The following is a 15,867-nucleotide window of genomic DNA, read 5'->3' on the forward strand; positions in this document are numbered from 1 at the left end:
CGACGCAACGCCACGCGGGTTTGCTCAGCCCAGGTACTTGCTGATCTCGACCGTGTCGATCTGGGCCGGGTCCATGTAGCGGCGCGCGTAAGCCAGATAGACGCCCGAACTCAGGAACAGATCGAACAGCACGGGATCGATGTGTCCCTTGGTTTTGAACTGGTGCAAGATTTCGACCGCCGTCGACAGCGACTTGGCCTTCTGGTAAGGCCGGTCCCGCGCGGTCAGGGCTTCGAAGATGTCGGCGATGGCCATGATGCGCGCGGGGATCGACAGCTGCGCCCCCGTCAGCCCGCGCGGGTAGCCTGAACCCGTCAAGGTCTCGTGGTGCGTGCCCGCGTATTCGGGCACGCGCTTGAGGTCATCGGGCAAGGGCATGCTCTCCAGCATGCGGATGGTCTGAATGATGTGCTCGTTGATCTTGAAGCGCTCTTCCGCGTTCAGGGTGCCGCGCTGGATGCAGAGGTTGTAGAGCTCACCCCGGTTGTAGAGATAGCGCGGCGGCTTGAGCTTGAAATCGCCTCCGTCGTCGCTCTTGTGTCGTTCGATCAGGTGGTAAGGCTGGTCGGCCAGCAAGTTCTCCCGCGCGGGCAGGCCGGCGCGCGGTGTCTTTTCATGAAGCCGCAGCTCTTCATGCGACAGGCCGAGGCGGTCGTCGAAATGGCGCAGCCAGGTTTCCTGGGCGATGGCGCGCAAGCGGGTGACATGTGCCTCGTCCATGCTCTCGCCCCCAAGATTGCATTCGGCCACGAAGGCAAAGTCCTCGTGCAGCTGGGTCTCGCGGCGCTCGAATTCCGCGCGGGCCTGCGCGGCCGAGCCTCCGGCGAGCACGGCCTCCAGTTCGCGCACCTTGGCGTCGCGCAGCAGCACCTCAAAACGAGTGCGGATTTCGTGGATCCGGTTGACGATGGTCTCCAGCTTGGTCGCCTTGTCCACCACGTACTCGGGTGTGGTGACCTTGCCGCAGTCGTGCAACCAAGCACCAATGCGGAACTCGCGCCACTCCTGCTCAGTCTTGAAAGCGAAGTCGGCCAGAGGCCCCTCGCGCACGCGCTCCGCCTCTTCGGCCAGCATGAAGGCCAGTTCGGGCACGCGGGCGCAGTGGCCTCCGGTGTAGGGGCTCTTGGTGTCGATGGCGCCCGCCAGCATGCGGATCATCGAATCGGTGAGGTTCCTCTGAGCGTCCAGCAATTCATGGTTCTCGAGCGCCATGGCGGTTTCCGCGGCCAGCGCCTCGGTGAATCCGATGATCTCCGGGTCGAAGGGGCAGATCGCTCCCGTGCGGGAGTCTTGGGCATTGATCATCAGGACGACGCCAATCACCTTGCCGTCGCGCGGCTTGAGCGGCACACCGAGCACGGACAGGGGCGAGATGCCAGCGGCTTCGGCCAGACGCCGCAGGGGATCCAGATCGAGGCCATTCGCGCTTGCAACGCGGGCGTCATTGATGACCACGGTGGCGCCCGTGCGGGCGACCCGCTGCGCGACGCGGTCACGCGCGTCGGCCCCCTCGCCCGCCCTGGGCATTTCCATGGGCAATTCCTTGCTGCCGGCGGCCATGTGTTCGTGCGTGCTGTAGGCCATGCGCAGCGTGTTCTCCGGCGTGCGCGTGAAAAGAGCCACCGCCTCGCAGTTGGCGATGTCGCGCGCGCCCAGCAGGGCGCGCTTCATCAAGGCCTGGCGGTCCGTGTCGCGGCCGAGCGCGATGCCGATCTCAACCAGTTTGGCCAACTTGGCGCGCGCCTCCCCCAGCGCCAGGCCCGTGCGACGCACTTGGTCGCCCAGCTGGATGTTTTGCGCCTCCAGCAAGCCCAAGGCGTCACGCACCAGCAACTGGGTCTGCACGCGCGCCAACAGGATGGGCGGGCTGACCGGCTTGGCGATGTAGTCCGCCGCCCCCAGCGCCAGGCCCTTGCTTTCATCGTCCTCGCTGCTCATGCCGGTGAGGAAAATGACGGGAATCGCCTGGGTCCTTTCGTTGGCCTTGAGGCGTTCGCAGACCTCATAGCCCGACAGACCCGGCATCACCACGTCCAGCAGGATCAGGTCAGGCAGTTCATCCCCGCTGGCCAGCGCTGCCAAGGCCTTCTCACCGCTGTTGGCCAATCTCACCCGGTAGAAGTCCTTGAGCAGACCGGCGAGCAAGGACAGGTTGTCTGCCGTGTCATCCACGACCAGGATGGTTCTCTTGTGCATCGCCTGATCAACATGGTTAGCCGATGCGGCGCTTGTTTTGGAGCCGCCGGGTGTCGCTCTCAACGTGGTCGATGTCATGTCGTCTCCCCCTTGATCGCCATGGTCTGGTCCAATTGCCGCAAGGCTGCGTCGAAGTCAAATGACTTCAGTGCGGCTTCCCAGGTGTTGAAGTGGCTCCCCAGCGCAGCAGCCAGCAAGTCCGCTTCACGCTCTGCGAGGTCCATCGCCTCCGCGTCCATCGCGCCCAGCAACTCGCGCAGCTGGGCCACGACTTCGCGCAAACGGGCTGCATCCACCGTCGTTTCTGACCTCGAGACAGCGGCTTCCATCGGAAGGTGCGCGCGCAGGCCCTGCAGCACGGGGAGCAGGGCCGCCTCCAGCCCTGCCAAGTGAGCTTGAAGCTCAGCCTCCGAGTGTTGCTCGCGCAAGGCCCGCTCAAGATTCGCCGCCGCTGCTTGCACTCGGACCGCACCCACGTTGCCGGACACCCCTTTCAGCGTGTGCGCAATGCGCATCGCGGTGTCTCGGTCCTGGGCTTCGAGTGCTTGCTTCAAGGTTTCGGCCTGTTCGCTTTGTCCCTCCAGGAACTTGCGCAGCAATGCGATGTAGCGGTCCGCCTTGTGCATCATGCGCCGCATTCCCGTCACCGTGTCCAGGCCGTCGATGCTTGCAATCCCTTGCAGGGCCGTGGCCTGCTGGCCTGCCCCACCGTCGCTGCGCTGTTGCGCCAGCGCCGCTTGCTCGGTCGGGATGCGGTCTGAAGAAAGAGAATGCAATGTCGGCGCGGTGTCCCCGGCCTCTGCCGGCGCCTGGGCCTCGTTCGCCGAGACGTCTGCCGTGGAACGTTTCGGAATCCACTGCAGCAAGGCGCGCCAAAGTTCGTCGGGCTCGATGGGCTTGGCGACAAAATCCTGCATGCCAGAGGCGATGCACAGTTCCCGGTCGTGCTGCATGGCATTGGCTGTCATGGCCACGATGGGCAGGTCCGCGGGAGAGAGGGTCTTGCGCAATTCCCGGGTGGCGGTGACGCCATCCATCACGGGCATCTGCATGTCCATCAGCACCAGGTCAAAGCGCGGCTTCGCCCGGGCAATCTTCTCGATCGCGATCTGGCCGTTGTCGGCGATCTCCACCAAGAAACCCGCGCCCGTGAGCAACTCTTGCGCGACTTGTTGGTTGATTTCATTGTCTTCCACGACCAGCAAGCGCGCGCCTCGTAAGGAGGCCAGGCTTTGCTCCAGCGCGGACGGCGTGTTCTCCAGAAGGGGAATGACAGGTTCGCGCACGGCCGAGTCGTCCAAGAGGCGTACCGCCGTGTCAAACAGCAACGACGGACTGACGGGTTTGATCAACACGTCTCCCACCCCCGAGTCCTGGATCTGGTGCAACACTTCCTCCCGGCCAAAGGCCGTGACCATGGCGATCTTGGGCTCGTCTGGTAGTTCCAAGGCATGGATGCGACGGGCGGTTTCCGCCCCGTCCATGCCGGGCATCTTCCAATCCAGGAACACCACAGCGTAGGCATCAGGCTGCCCGCTGCGCTTGCGCACGGCCTCGATCGCGTCGGCGCCGTTGGACACCGTCGTCACCGCGAAACTCATGCTCTCCAGCATCTCCTTGAGCACCAGGCAAGCCGCCTTGTTGTCATCCACCACGAGCACGGTGCGCCCGCGCAGATCTCCACGAGGCCGCAGCTCGCGCGTCCCGCCTTGCCCTATGCCCAGTCTGGCGGTGAACCAGAAGGTGCTGCCCCGCCCGAGTTGACTGCTGACCCCGACCGTGCCCCCCATGCGCTCGGCCAGTTCAAGGGAGATGGACAAACCCAGGCCGGTTCCTCCATATTCGCGTGTGGTGGAGTTGTCCGCTTGCTGAAAGCTCTGGAAGAGACGCTTTTGCTGTTCGACGCTCAATCCGATGCCCGTGTCATGCACGGCGCAGTACAGGAGCACGTCATGGTCCGTGCGCTCACGCACGCGTATCTGCACGGTGACCTCGCCCCGCTCGGTGAATTTGACGGCGTTGTTCGCGTAATTGATCAGAATTTGGCCCAGGCGCAGCGAATCGCCCACCAAACGCTGGGGTACATCGGGCGCGATGTCGAAGATCAACTCCAGCCCCTTGGCATGGGCCTTCTCGGCGATCAAATTGGCCACGTTGCTGAGTGCTTTTTCCAGCTGGAATTCGGTGTGCTCGATCACGAGCTTGCCCGCTTCGATCTTCGACAGGTCCAGGATGTCGTTGATGACGCCCAGCAGGTGCTGTCCCGCCTGCTGGATCTTGCGCAGGTAATCGTGCTGGCGCTGGCTGAGTTCGGTCTTGAGCAAGAGATGGCTCAATCCGATGATGGCGTTCATGGGGGTGCGAATCTCGTGCGACATGTTCGCGAGGAAATCGCTCTTGGCCTGGGCGGCCTCCTGCGCGCGGTCCCGCGCGACGCGCAGTTCGCCTTCCATGCGCTTGCGCTCGGTGATGTCCGCGATCACCCAAACACTGCCTCGTCCAAGATCGTTCGGATCGATCGCCCGCCCGCGCAACACCGCCTCGAAATGCGTCCCATCGCGGCGGCGCAGGGTCAACTCGCGGCGGTTCTGGCGATCCTCCGCCAACTCGGCATACAGGACTTCCCCGACTTCGCGATAGTCCTCCTCGTTGACGTACCACTCTCGGGTCGCGTGCCCCAGCATGCTTCCGGGCTCCACCCTGAACATGCGTTCGAAACCCGCGCTGCAGCGCACCACGGTGCGATTCTTCAGCAGCACAATGCCGATGTCCGCCGCGTTGAGAATCGCGTCTTGCTCATCCTTGGCGTTCTTGATTTCCTGCTCGGCGGCCAGACGGGCCTGGGTTGCCTCCTGCAGGGAGCCGAGCGCGCCAAGCACCTGGCCAATTTCATCTCGCCAACGAGCACGCGGCAGATGCACCCGCTGATCGCCTCGGGCAATCTGCTCGAGGGCTTGCGTCACTTGGTCCAGCGGAATGGACAGGCGCATGCGCATGAGCACGTACATGCCCAGCAGCAGCAGGAGCGCGAAAGCCGCCAAGACGACCGTCAGCAGCAACTCACGGCGATTACGGGCATCCAGGGCGTCAATGCGACCATGCACACCCTGGATGGCGATGTTTCCGAGCTCGGCGATCGCATCGAGACGCGGGCCGTACTCGCTGGCGAGCGTGACCGCGTTCATCCCGTAGTTGCCACTGGTGCGTCCGGTGGTTTCCAGCTCGCGCAACAAGTTCATGCCTTCCTGCATGAACAGTTCATCCACCTTGCGCACGGCAGTCTGAAAGCTTTCCGCTTCGACTCCGCCTTGGTCCATCACGCGATCCCGTTGCAAGCTCAGTTCACGCCGCAACGATTCGATCGCGCCCCGCAGGTAGTGAATGCGAGCCATTTCCTGGGGCAAGAGCGGACGATTGCCCACGAACGCGGCCGTGAACACCGAAGCCATCTGCCCTGCGTAATCATGCAGCGCAGTGGCCAAGCGAGCGATGGCCGTCCATTGGAAGAGCAAGGGATCGGAGACACTGACCAGCATCTCGACCTCGGCGATGCCTGGCTCCAGATTGTCTGGCACCTCGACCAAGCTGGTCACTGCGCGCCGGACTTCGGCGTCGCCGCGCGCGGCGCGCTGGTGGACAAGCAAGGCATCGACGTTTTCCCGCGCCTGGGTCAGCATGCCCCTTGCATTGCGCAGAGCCTGGGTGAGGCGAGCCGCCTCGTCTGCGGTGATGAGCCGAACATCGGCCACCGCAGTCTGCGCGATCAATAGGGTTGCATCGGTCTCCTCGCGCGCCTGGCGCAGCGCGTCGCGCGTCGCCGCCGACCGATCACTGCCCAACAGCGCGTTGCTGGGGCTGCGTTCCTGCGAGATATAGACTGACGTGCGCAGTGCGAGGTCCATGAGGTGAGCAACCTCGCGAGCCTTGAGCGCATGCTCATGCTGCTGCAGTTGAGGAATGACCGCACGCCCGACCAGCACGGCACTGGTGGCGATCACCAAGCTCATGCTCAAGCTGACGAGTACCGACACGCGCATGGATGTTCCCCATGACGATTCCGAGTGCATGCGCCAGGACCTGGCCGCACCGCCCCCAATCAATGCGGGATGGAATGGATGCGCGCGCTCCGTTCTGTCAGCCTTTTCACCTTTGATGCGCTTGCCGCTCCCCCAGCATTGCCCCAAGACCGATTGAAACCATTATGAACCGGGCAGGCAAGGCGCGCGAAAATCACAAACTGTGCACTTAATCCGGAAACAAAAAAGGCCACGGCGAATGCCGTGGCCTTTTTTGAGTGACTTGGTTGCGCGAGGAGGATTTGAACCTCCGACCTTTGGGTTATGAGCCCAACGAGCTACCAGACTGCTCCATCGCGCGGTAGCCTTAGATTATAGCTTATTCCGACTTACCTTGGTCGGCTTCGGCGGGACGATCCACCAATTCCACCAGGGCCATGGGGGCGTTGTCACCCACGCGGAAACCCATCTTGAGGATGCGCGTGTAGCCGCCCGGACGCGCCTTGAAACGCGGGCCCAGTTCGTCGAACAGCTTGACCACGCTGTCGCGGCTGCGCAGGCGGTCGAAAGCCAAACGGCGATTGGCCACGGTGGCTTCCTTGGCCAGGGTGATCATGGGTTCGACGACGCGGCGCAGTTCCTTGGCCTTGGGGACCGTGGTCTTGATGACTTCGTGCTCGATGAGCGAGTTCATCATGTTGCGCAGCATGGCGAGGCGGTGCTCGCTGGTGCGGTTGAGTTTGCGGAGTCCGTGTCCGTGACGCATGGTGCTTTCCTTTCCTTATATAAAACGGGCAGCCGTGTCAGGTACTGCCCGGTGCACCCAGCCCCTGGGGGCCGGTTTCGGTTCGCCTCTCACCGAGGTGAGGGGCAACATTCTAGATCAACGCTTCTCGAGCGCGGCCGGCGGCCAGTTCTCGAGCTTCATGCCCAGCGTCAAGCCGCGCGAAGCCAGCACTTCCTTGATCTCGTTGAGCGACTTGCGCCCCAGGTTGGGGGTCTTGAGCAATTCGTTCTCGGAACGCTGAATCAGATCGCCGATGTAGTAGATGTTCTCGGCCTTGAGGCAGTTGGCCGAGCGCACCGTGAGCTCGAGCTCGTCAACCGGGCGCAGCAGGATGGGGTCGAACTGACCAGCGCTGCGCTGCGAGGGCGTGTCGAAAATCTTCTCGCTGCCATCGAGCTGAGCGAACACGGCGAGCTGTTCGACCAAGATCTTGGCGGAGGCGCGCACGGCATCCTCGGCCGTGATGGTGCCGTTGGTCTCAATCTCAATGACGAGCTTGTCCAGGTCGGTGCGCTGCTCCACGCGGGCGCTTTCGACCGCGTAGCTCACACGCTTGACGGGCGAATAGGAGGCATCCAGCACGATGCGGCCGATGGACTTGCTCTGTTCGTCCGTGTGGCGGCGCATGGTACCGGGCACATAACCGCGGCCCTTCTCGACCTTGATCTGCATGTCGAGCTTGCCACCAGCCGACAACGTGGCGATGACGTGTTCGGGATTGATGATTTCGACGTCGTGCGGGGTCTGGATGTCGCCCGCGGTAACGACGCCTTCGCCGTCCTTGCGCAGGGACAGCGTGACTTCATCGCGGTTGTGCAGCTTGAAGACCACACCCTTGAGGTTCAGCAGGATGTTGACCACATCCTCTTGCACGCCGTCAATCGACGAGTACTCGTGCAGAACGCCGGCGATGGTGACTTCGGTGGCCGCGTAACCCGGCATCGAGGACAGCAGAACGCGACGCAGCGCGTTGCCCAGCGTGTGCCCGTAGCCACGCTCAAAAGGCTCCAGCGCGACCTTCGCGCGATTCGGACCGAGTTGCTCGACGTTGATGGTTTTGGGTTTCAGCAGACTGGTTTGCATGAAAACTTCCTGTCAATACCCCCGGCTCGTTACACCGGTAAGGCTGGTGAAGCACCCGCAGGGCGTGGGCCCGGCGGGAACGTTGCTCAATGCTCGGCTGATTAACGCGAATACAACTCAACGATCAGCGATTCGTTGATGTCGGACCCAAATTCATCACGATCGGGAGCCTTCTTGAAGGCACCCTCGGCCTTGTCCACGTTCACTTCCACCCAAGCAGGGAAACCCACTTGCTGCGCGAGTTGAAGGGCTTCAACAACCCGGTTCTGCTTCTTGGACTTTTCACGAACGGCGATCACATCACCGGCCTGAACCATGTAGGACGGAATGTTGACGGCCTGGCCGTTCACGGTGATCGCCTTGTGCGACACCAGCTGACGCGCTTCGGCGCGGGTGGAGCCGAACCCCATGCGATAGACAACGTTGTCCAGGCGGGATTCCAACAGGCTCAGCAGGTTGGCGCCGGAGTTGCCCTTGCGCTGGGAGGCCTGCTCAAAGTAGCGGCGGAACTGACGTTCCAGCACGCCGTACATGCGCTTGACCTTCTGCTTTTCACGCAGTTGCAGACCGAAGTCTGACGTGCGGGCGCCGGAAATGCGACCGTGCTGACCCGGCTTGGAGTCAAATTTGGCCTTGTCGCTGATGGAACGGCGTGCGCTCTTCAGGAACAGGTCTGTGCCTTCACGGCGGGAGAGTTTTGCCTTGGGGCCGAGATAACGTGCCACTTGAGTTTCCTTTTCTTCAACTTCCGCAGCCTTGAACTACGGGAGCCACCAGCGCATGACGCGGGTGGCGGTGGGCTTGGTTAAAAGATGGACAGGACCCTGCGGACCTGTGAACCCATCAGATGCGACGACGCTTTTGCGGACGGCAGCCGTTGTGCGGCATGGGGGTGACGTCCGAAATCAAGTTGATGCGGATGCCCAACGCGGCGAGAGCACGCACCGAGGACTCACGACCAGGACCAGGACCCTTGATTTCCACGTCCAGGTTCTTGATGCCTTGCTCGATCGCTGCGCGGCCAGCCACTTCAGACGCCACCTGGGCGGCGAACGGCGTGGACTTGCGGGAACCCTTGAAACCTTGACCACCGGAGGAGGCCCAGGACAAGGCGTTGCCCTGACGATCCGTGATCGTGATGATGGTGTTGTTGAAGGAGGCGTGCACGTGGGCGATACCGTCAGCCACGTTCTTGCGAACCTTCTTGCGCACGCGTTGCGCAGCGGTATTGGCGGGAGCTTTAGCCATGGTGTTCTTTCAATGCCGGTTTATTTCTTCAGTGCAGCGGCGCCCTTGCGCGGACCCTTGCGAGTGCGGGCGTTGGTGCGCGTGCGCTGACCGCGCATGGGCAGGCCACGGCGATGGCGCATGCCACGGTAGCAACCGATGTCCATCAAACGCTTGATGTTCATCGTGGTTTCGCGGCGCAGGTCACCTTCGATCGTGAACTGGGCAATCTGGTCGCGGATTTTTTCCTGATCGGCGTCGGTCAGGTCCTTCACCTTCTTGGAGAAAGGAATGCCGCAAGCCACGCAGATCTTGCGGGCGCGGGTGCGACCGATGCCGAAGATGGCGGTCAGGCCAATCTCGGTATGCTGATGCGGCGGAATGTTGATGCCAGCGATACGTGCCATTTTCGTCCTCTTAAACTCTTGCGATCAGCCTTGGCGCTGCTTGTGGCGCGGATCCGTGCAGATCACGCGCACCACGCCATTGCGGCGGATGATTTTGCAGTTGCGGCAAATTTTCTTGACCGAAGCCGAAACTCTCATGATGCTCTCCTAAAACTACTGTGCCTACGCCTTGCGATTCACGTCATTTGGCGCGGAACACGATCCGCGCGCGCGTCAAGTCGTAAGGCGTCAACTCGACCGTTACCTTGTCACCGGGAAGAATTCGGATGTAGTGCATCCGCATCTTTCCAGAGATATGTCCCAACACGATGTGGCCGTTTTCCAGCTTGACGCGAAACGTCGCGTTCGGCAGGTTTTCCACCACCTCGCCCTGCATCTGAATTACATCGTCCTTCGCCATGTCGCATTCTCATGCACCCAGCGTGGGCTTGAAATTAGCTTTCTTCAACAGAGACTCGTACTGCTGACTCATCAGATAGTTCTGAACCTGAGCCATGAAATCCATCGTCACCACCACCAGGATCAACAGAGAGGTGCCGCCGAAGTAGAACGGCACGTTGTATTCCAAGATCAGGAATTCAGGCAGCAGACAGACGAAAGTGATGTAGATCGCACCCGCCAGGGTAAGGCGCAACAGAATCTTGTCGATGTACTTGGCGGTCTGATCACCAGGGCGGATGCCCGGAATGAAGGCACCGCCCTTTTTCAGGTTGTCCGCCGTCTCACGGCTGTTGAACACCAGCGCCGTGTAGAAGAAGCAGAAGAAAATGATTGCGGCTGCGTACAGCGCAACGTACACCGGCTGCCCCGGGGCCAAACTGGCCGCAATGTCCTTGAGCCACAGCATGGAATTGCCACTGCTGAACCAGCTCACCACGGTCGCGGGCAGCAGGATGATGCTGGACGCGAAGATGGGAGGAATCACGCCGGCCATGTTCAGCTTCAAGGGCAAATGCGACGATTGACCGCCATAGACCTTGTTGCCAACCTGGCGGCGGGCATAGTTCACCAAGATCTTGCGCTGGCCACGCTCCACGAACACAACGAACCAGGTCACCAAAATGACCAGCGCCACGATGAAGAGCGCCGCAATGATGCTCATCGAGCCGGTACGAACCAGTTCCAGCAGGCCGCCAATGGCGCCGGGCAGACCGGCGGCGATACCGCCGAAGATCAGAATCGAGATACCGTTGCCCAGACCGCGCTCGGTGATCTGTTCACCGAGCCACATCAGGAACATGGTGCCTGCCGTCAGGGTGACGACCGCGGTGAAACGGAAACCCATGCCAGGATCGATCACCAAGCCTGGGGAACTTTCCAGGGCGATCGCGATGCCCAGCGACTGGAAAACCGCCAGACCCAAGGTCGCGTAGCGCGTGTACTGGGTGATCTTGCGACGGCCCGCCTCGCCTTCCTTCTTCAATTGCTCGAAGGTGGGCAACACGTAGGTCAGCAACTGCATGATGATGGACGCGGAGATGTAGGGCATGATGCCCAGCGCGAACACCGTGAAGCGCGACAACGCACCACCCGAGAACATGTTGAACAGGCTCAGGATGCCGCCCTGCTGCCCTTTAAAGAGCTGAGCCAGCTGATCGGGATTGATGCCGGGCACCGGGATGTGCGCGCCAATGCGGTACACCACCAGAGCGAGCAGCAAGAAAACCAGCCGGCGACGCAGGTCGCCGAACTTGCCGGTTTTTGCCAACTGAGCCGCGTTCGTAGCCACTGTTGCTTACTTTCTTCCGTCGATCCGTTGAGTCAGCGCGTCCGTTCAGGCCACACTGCCGCCAGCAGCCTCGATGGCCGCCTTGGCGCCAGCCGTCGCACCGATGCCGTTCAGCTTGACCGCCTTCTTGATTTCACCGGACTTGATCACCTTGACGACCTTGGCGAGTTCACCCACCAGGCCGGCTTGCTTCAGAGCGAGCAGATCGACGCTGGCGGCGCCGAGCTTGTCCAAGGCGCTCAGCGTGATCTCGGCGTTGTACTTCAGCAGGGCCGACTTGAAGCCGCGCTTGGGCAGACGGCGATGCATGGGCATCTGGCCACCTTCGAAGCCCACCTTGTGGTAGCCGCCCGAACGCGACTTCTGACCCTTGTGGCCACGACCGGCGGTCTTGCCCAGGCCGGAGCCAATGCCACGGCCAACGCGACGCTTGGCGTGCTTGGCGCCTGCCGCGGGTTTGATGCTGTTGAGTTCCATCATCGGCCTCTAGAAATTTCGATTAAAGAACCTTGACCAGATAGCTGATCTTGTTGATCATGCCGCGCACGGCGGGCGTGTCCTGCAGCTCGCTCACGCTGTTGAGCTTGCGCAGGCCCAGGCCACGCACGGTCGCACGGTGCGATTCCTTGGTGCCGATGGGGCTGCGGACCAATTGAACCTTGACGGTTTGTTGAGTTGCCATGTCAGACTCCTAGTGCGCTCAGGCGGTGAACAGTTCTTCAACCGTCTTGCCGCGCTTGGCCGCCACTTCGGCGGGCGTGCTGCTGTTGTTCAGGGCGTCGAGCGTGGCGCGCACCATGTTGTACGGGTTGGTCGAACCATGGCTCTTGGCCACGATGTCGGTGATGCCCATCACTTCGAAGATGGCGCGCATCGGACCACCGGCAATGATGCCGGTACCCTTGGGGGCGGGAGCCATCATGACGGAAGCAGCACCGTGGCGCCCCATCACTTTGTGATGCAGGGTGCCGTTCTTGAGCGACACCTTGAGCATGTTGCGACGGGCTTCTTCCATCGCCTTCTGCACAGCAGCAGGCACTTCCTTGGACTTGCCCTTGCCCATGCCGACGCGGCCATCGCCATCACCCACCACGGTCAGCGCGGCGAAACCCAGGATACGGCCACCCTTGACCACCTTGGTCACGCGGTTGACCGCGATCATCTTCTCGCGCAGACCGTCCTCGGGACCCTCGGCCCCTTTGCCCTGCATTTTTGCTTGAACCTTAGCCATGTTTGCTTCCGATCTGCTTAGAACTGCAAGCCCGCTTCACGCGCGGCATCTGCCAGCGCCTTGACGCGACCGTGGTATGCGAAGCCCGAACGGTCAAAGGCGACTTTCTCGACGCCCGCCTTCTTGGCTTTCTCGGCGATGCGCTTGCCGATCAGTTGCGCGGCGGCGGCATTGCCACCCTTGCCCGCGCCACCCAGGGACTTGCGCACCTCGGCCTCGGCCGTGGAAGCGGAGGCCAACACCTTGGCACCGTCTTCCGAAATCACGCTGGCGTAGATGTGCAAGTTGGTGCGGTTCACAGTCAGACGCGCCACGCCTTGCTGGGCGATGCGGATGCGGGTCTGGCGTGCCCGACGAAGACGCTGCTCTTTTTTGGTCATCATGATGAGTATCCTTTTGAGCCTTACTTCTTCTTGGTTTCCTTGATCACAACCTTCTCATCCGCATAGCGGATGCCCTTGCCCTTGTAGGGCTCGGGAGGACGGATCGCGCGGATCTCGGCGGCAATCTGGCCCACGCGCTGACGATCGGCACCCTTGATGACGATTTCGGTCGGAGCGGGGGTGGCCACGGTGATGCCTTGCGGCATCTGGACATCCACGGGGTGGGAGTAACCCACCGACAGGTTCAGCTTGGCGCCCTGGGCCTGGGCTTTGTAGCCCACGCCGATCAAGGTCAGTTTCTTTTCGAAACCCTTGCTCACACCAAGCACCATGTTGTTCACCAGCTGACGCAAGGTGCCGCTCATGGCGTTGGCTTCACGGCTGTCGTCAACGGGCGTGAAGCTCAGCTTACCGCCTTCGTTGCTCACCTTCACCAGCGTGGATGGCGCCAGCGACAACGTGCCGCCGGAACCCTTGACGCTGATCTGGTCGGCCTTGATGGAGACTTCCACGCCGTTGGGAACGGCAATGGGCATTTTTCCGATACGCGACATTTCAGTGACTCCTCGACATCAGGCCACGTAGCACAGCACTTCGCCGCCGACACCGGTGGCGCGCGCCTTGCGATCCGTCATGACACCCTTGGGGGTGGTCACGATGGCCACACCCAGGCCGTTCTGGACCTGAGGAATGGCGTCACGGCCCTTGTAGACGCGCAGGCCAGGACGGCTCACGCGCTCGATGCGCTCGATCACCGGACGGCCGGCGTAATACTTCAGCGCAATTTCCAGTTCGGACTTGCCATCGACAGTCTTCACTTGGAAGCCGTCGATGTAACCTTCGTCCTTCAACACCTGGGCGATGGCCACCTTCACCTTGGAAGAGGGCACCGACACGGTGGTCTTGGCGACCATCTGCGCATTGCGGATGCGCGTCAGCAGGTCGGCGATGGGATCACTCATGCTCATCTTGAATCTCCTGCTTACCAGCTCGCCTTGGTCACGCCAGGGATTTCACCGGCGAAGGCCATTTCACGGATCTTGGCGCGGGCCAAGCCAAACTGGCGGAACGTGCCACGCGGACGACCGGTGATTTCGCAACGGTTGCGCTGGCGCGTCGGGTTGGCGTTGCGCGGCAGCTTCTGCAGATCCAGGCGGGCAGCAGCGCGCTCTTCATCGCTCTTCTTGGAATCACCAGCGATGGCCTTGAGTTCCGCGTACTTCTTGGCGTACTTGGCGACCAGTTTTTCGCGCTTGATTTCGCGCTCGATCAAAGCTGTTTTAGCCACGGGTCACCTCAGTTCTTGAAGGGGAATTTGAAACCGGCGAGCAGTGCCTTGCACTCCTCGTCAGTCTTGGCCGTCGTCGTGATGCTGATGTTCAGACCACGCAGGGCATCCACCTTGTCGTATTCGATCTCGGGGAAGATGATCTGCTCTTTGACGCCGATGTTGTAATTGCCGCGACCATCGAAGGCGCGACCCGAAATACCACGGAAGTCACGCACGCGCGGCAGGGCCACGGTGACAAAACGATCCAGGAATTCGTACATCTGCACACCGCGCAGGGTGACCATGCAGCCGATGGCCTGACCTTCGCGAATCTTGAAGCCGGCAATGGCCTTCTTGGCCTTGGTCACGACGGGCTTCTGGCCAGCGATCTTGGTCAGATCACCGACGGCGTTGTCCATCACCTTCTTGTCAGCAACAGCCTCGGACACACCCATGTTCAGGGTGATCTTCGTCAGGCGCGGCACCTCCATGGGCGACTTGTAGCCGAACTTCTTGGTCAGTTCGGGAACAACCTTCTCGCGGTAGATTTCTTGGAAACGAGCCATGATGGGTACCTTTAGGCGGCCTTGATTTCTTCGCCGCTGGACTTGTAGACACGCACGCGCTTGCCATCAGCCAGCAACTTGATGCCCACGCGGTCAGCCTTGCCCGTCGCGGCATTGAAGATCGCCACGTTGGATTGATGGATCGGCATGGACTTCTCCACGATGCCGCCGGTCGTACCCTTGACGGGATTGGGCTTGGTGTGCTTTTTCACCAGGTTCACACCCTCGACCACGACATGGCTGTCGTCCTTGCGCAGCGCGACCTTGCCGCGCTTGCCCTTGTCACGCCCGGCGAGGACGATGACTTCGTCGCCTTTGCGAATCTTGTTCATGACGAGTCCTTCAGAGAACTTCGGGCGCCAGGGACACGATCTTCATGAAGCGCTCGGTGCGCAGTTCGCGCGTGACCGGGCCGAAGATGCGGGTGCCAATGGGCTCCAGCTTGTTGTTGAGCAGCACGGCGGCATTGCCGTCGAACTTCACGAGCGAGCCATCGCCACGGCGAATGCCCTTGGCTGTGCGAACCACAACCGCGCTGTAAACCTCGCCCTTCTTGACGCGGCCACGCGGAGCAGCTTCCTTGATGCTCACCTTGATGATGTCGCCAACACTGGCGTAGCGACGCTTGGAACCGCCGAGCACCTTGATGCACAAAACGGACTTCGCGCCGGTGTTGTCGGCAACTTCCAACCGAGATTCTGTCTGGATCATTTCAATATTCCCAACTTGCACCAGCACCGAGCCGCGCGAAATGCGTCAGCCCTTGCCGGACAGTCTTGGGCCCGTCGTCAGCACCGCGCACCACGCGCAACGCCTCAGTTTGGGCAGATGCCAGACCCCTTCGACACCCGAACTGAACTTGAAAGCACATTCGGAATTTCTGAGGGCCTAGCGGGAAATCCACCTGAAAATTCAGGCAGAGCCGGCGATTATGCACGAGATTTGAGGCAGCGTCAAACGCCTACGAACCCC

General features: G+C 61.5%; 20 protein-coding genes and 1 tRNA gene. All 21 read right to left on the reverse strand.

The genetic code is table 11. From position 1 onward, the window contains the following. Positions 1-24: 24 nt before the first annotated feature. The gene (locus HGR_RS17970) at positions 25-2,196 is read right to left on the reverse strand and encodes an HD domain-containing phosphohydrolase (RefSeq protein ID WP_006297857.1); all 2,172 of its coding nucleotides are present in this window, start codon (positions 2,194-2,196) and stop codon (positions 25-27) included. A 74-nt stretch (positions 2,197-2,270) separates the two neighbouring features. Beyond that, entirely contained in the window at positions 2,271-6,233 is a 3,963-nt protein-coding gene (locus HGR_RS08805; protein WP_006297858.1) for a response regulator, read from the reverse strand. A gap of 263 nt (positions 6,234-6,496) precedes the next feature. Continuing rightward, a tRNA-Met gene (locus HGR_RS08810) sits at positions 6,497-6,573 on the reverse strand. An 18-nt stretch (positions 6,574-6,591) separates the two neighbouring features. Next, positions 6,592-6,978, reverse strand: a complete 387-nt coding sequence (gene rplQ, locus HGR_RS08815) for a 50S ribosomal protein L17 (protein ID WP_006297859.1) — start codon at positions 6,976-6,978, stop codon at positions 6,592-6,594. A 117-nt stretch (positions 6,979-7,095) separates the two neighbouring features. After that, positions 7,096-8,082: a DNA-directed RNA polymerase subunit alpha gene (locus HGR_RS08820; RefSeq protein ID WP_006297860.1), complete on the reverse strand. Its 987-nt coding sequence runs from the start codon at positions 8,080-8,082 to the stop codon at positions 7,096-7,098. Positions 8,083-8,183: 101 nt separating this feature from the next. Continuing rightward, a complete protein-coding gene (rpsD, locus tag HGR_RS08825; RefSeq protein ID WP_006297861.1) occupies positions 8,184-8,807 on the reverse strand; it encodes a 30S ribosomal protein S4 in 624 nt (207 codons plus the stop codon). A gap of 118 nt (positions 8,808-8,925) precedes the next feature. Continuing rightward, complete coding sequence (gene rpsK, locus HGR_RS08830; protein WP_006297863.1) at positions 8,926-9,330, reverse strand: 30S ribosomal protein S11; 405 nt, start codon at positions 9,328-9,330, stop codon at positions 8,926-8,928. Between the two features lie 20 nt (positions 9,331-9,350). Next, positions 9,351-9,716, reverse strand: coding sequence for a 30S ribosomal protein S13 (rpsM, locus tag HGR_RS08835; protein ID WP_006297865.1), 366 nt, complete (start codon positions 9,714-9,716; stop codon positions 9,351-9,353). A 24-nt stretch (positions 9,717-9,740) separates the two neighbouring features. After that, positions 9,741-9,854, reverse strand: coding sequence for a 50S ribosomal protein L36 (rpmJ, locus tag HGR_RS08840; protein ID WP_006297867.1), 114 nt, complete (start codon positions 9,852-9,854; stop codon positions 9,741-9,743). A 43-nt stretch (positions 9,855-9,897) separates the two neighbouring features. Continuing rightward, positions 9,898-10,116: a translation initiation factor IF-1 gene (gene infA / locus HGR_RS08845; RefSeq protein WP_006297869.1), complete on the reverse strand. Its 219-nt coding sequence runs from the start codon at positions 10,114-10,116 to the stop codon at positions 9,898-9,900. A 9-nt stretch (positions 10,117-10,125) separates the two neighbouring features. Then, positions 10,126-11,445: a preprotein translocase subunit SecY gene (secY, locus tag HGR_RS08850; RefSeq protein ID WP_006297871.1), complete on the reverse strand. Its 1,320-nt coding sequence runs from the start codon at positions 11,443-11,445 to the stop codon at positions 10,126-10,128. Between the two features lie 45 nt (positions 11,446-11,490). Further along, positions 11,491-11,922, reverse strand: coding sequence for a 50S ribosomal protein L15 (gene rplO / locus HGR_RS08855; RefSeq protein WP_039853045.1), 432 nt, complete (start codon positions 11,920-11,922; stop codon positions 11,491-11,493). A gap of 22 nt (positions 11,923-11,944) precedes the next feature. Continuing rightward, positions 11,945-12,127, reverse strand: coding sequence for a 50S ribosomal protein L30 (gene rpmD, locus HGR_RS08860; RefSeq protein WP_006297873.1), 183 nt, complete (start codon positions 12,125-12,127; stop codon positions 11,945-11,947). Between the two features lie 18 nt (positions 12,128-12,145). Beyond that, on the reverse strand, positions 12,146-12,676 hold the full coding sequence (gene rpsE / locus HGR_RS08865; RefSeq protein ID WP_039853008.1) for a 30S ribosomal protein S5: 531 nt from the start codon (positions 12,674-12,676) through the stop codon (positions 12,146-12,148). Between the two features lie 17 nt (positions 12,677-12,693). Then, positions 12,694-13,059, reverse strand: a complete 366-nt coding sequence (rplR, locus tag HGR_RS08870) for a 50S ribosomal protein L18 (protein WP_006297875.1) — start codon at positions 13,057-13,059, stop codon at positions 12,694-12,696. A 20-nt stretch (positions 13,060-13,079) separates the two neighbouring features. Then, a complete protein-coding gene (gene rplF, locus HGR_RS08875) occupies positions 13,080-13,613 on the reverse strand; it encodes a 50S ribosomal protein L6 (protein ID WP_006297876.1) in 534 nt (177 codons plus the stop codon). An 18-nt stretch (positions 13,614-13,631) separates the two neighbouring features. After that, positions 13,632-14,027: a 30S ribosomal protein S8 gene (rpsH, locus tag HGR_RS08880; protein ID WP_006297877.1), complete on the reverse strand. Its 396-nt coding sequence runs from the start codon at positions 14,025-14,027 to the stop codon at positions 13,632-13,634. Between the two features lie 14 nt (positions 14,028-14,041). After that, positions 14,042-14,347, reverse strand: a complete 306-nt coding sequence (rpsN, locus tag HGR_RS08885; protein ID WP_006297878.1) for a 30S ribosomal protein S14 — start codon at positions 14,345-14,347, stop codon at positions 14,042-14,044. Between the two features lie 8 nt (positions 14,348-14,355). Continuing rightward, positions 14,356-14,895, reverse strand: coding sequence for a 50S ribosomal protein L5 (gene rplE / locus HGR_RS08890; RefSeq protein WP_006297879.1), 540 nt, complete (start codon positions 14,893-14,895; stop codon positions 14,356-14,358). 11 nt (positions 14,896-14,906) lie between these two features. Next, positions 14,907-15,227, reverse strand: a complete 321-nt coding sequence (gene rplX / locus HGR_RS08895) for a 50S ribosomal protein L24 (RefSeq protein WP_006297880.1) — start codon at positions 15,225-15,227, stop codon at positions 14,907-14,909. Between the two features lie 10 nt (positions 15,228-15,237). Next, complete coding sequence (gene rplN, locus HGR_RS08900) at positions 15,238-15,606, reverse strand: 50S ribosomal protein L14 (RefSeq protein ID WP_006297881.1); 369 nt, start codon at positions 15,604-15,606, stop codon at positions 15,238-15,240. Positions 15,607-15,867: the final 261 nt, after the last annotated feature.

The sequence above is a fragment of the Hylemonella gracilis ATCC 19624 genome (genome assembly GCF_000211835.1).
GTDB classification, from domain to species: Bacteria; Pseudomonadota; Gammaproteobacteria; order Burkholderiales; family Burkholderiaceae_C; genus Hylemonella; species Hylemonella gracilis.

Coding starts and splice junctions, on each gene's coding strand:
- HGR_RS08820 (WP_006297860.1), bottom strand. CDS start 8,082: ATGCAAACCAGTCTGCTGAAACCCAAAACCATCAACGTCGAGCAACTC.
- rplO (WP_039853045.1), bottom strand. CDS start 11,922: ATGGAACTCAACAGCATCAAACCCGCGGCAGGCGCCAAGCACGCCAAG.
- rpsH (WP_006297877.1), bottom strand. CDS start 14,027: ATGAGCATGAGTGATCCCATCGCCGACCTGCTGACGCGCATCCGCAAT.
- infA (WP_006297869.1), bottom strand. CDS start 10,116: ATGGCGAAGGACGATGTAATTCAGATGCAGGGCGAGGTGGTGGAAAAC.
- rplQ (WP_006297859.1), bottom strand. CDS start 6,978: ATGCGTCACGGACACGGACTCCGCAAACTCAACCGCACCAGCGAGCAC.
- rpsE (WP_039853008.1), bottom strand. CDS start 12,676: ATGGCTAAGGTTCAAGCAAAAATGCAGGGCAAAGGGGCCGAGGGTCCC.
- rpmJ (WP_006297867.1), bottom strand. CDS start 9,854: ATGAGAGTTTCGGCTTCGGTCAAGAAAATTTGCCGCAACTGCAAAATC.
- rpmD (WP_006297873.1), bottom strand. CDS start 12,127: ATGGCAACTCAACAAACCGTCAAGGTTCAATTGGTCCGCAGCCCCATC.
- HGR_RS17970 (WP_006297857.1), bottom strand. CDS start 2,196: ATGCACAAGAGAACCATCCTGGTCGTGGATGACACGGCAGACAACCTG.
- HGR_RS08805 (WP_006297858.1), bottom strand. CDS start 6,233: ATGCGCGTGTCGGTACTCGTCAGCTTGAGCATGAGCTTGGTGATCGCC.
- rpsM (WP_006297865.1), bottom strand. CDS start 9,716: ATGGCACGTATCGCTGGCATCAACATTCCGCCGCATCAGCATACCGAG.
- rplF (WP_006297876.1), bottom strand. CDS start 13,613: ATGTCGCGTATCGGAAAAATGCCCATTGCCGTTCCCAACGGCGTGGAA.
- rpsK (WP_006297863.1), bottom strand. CDS start 9,330: ATGGCTAAAGCTCCCGCCAATACCGCTGCGCAACGCGTGCGCAAGAAG.
- rplN (WP_006297881.1), bottom strand. CDS start 15,606: ATGATCCAGACAGAATCTCGGTTGGAAGTTGCCGACAACACCGGCGCG.
- rplE (WP_006297879.1), bottom strand. CDS start 14,895: ATGGCTCGTTTCCAAGAAATCTACCGCGAGAAGGTTGTTCCCGAACTG.
- rplR (WP_006297875.1), bottom strand. CDS start 13,059: ATGATGACCAAAAAAGAGCAGCGTCTTCGTCGGGCACGCCAGACCCGC.
- rplX (WP_006297880.1), bottom strand. CDS start 15,227: ATGAACAAGATTCGCAAAGGCGACGAAGTCATCGTCCTCGCCGGGCGT.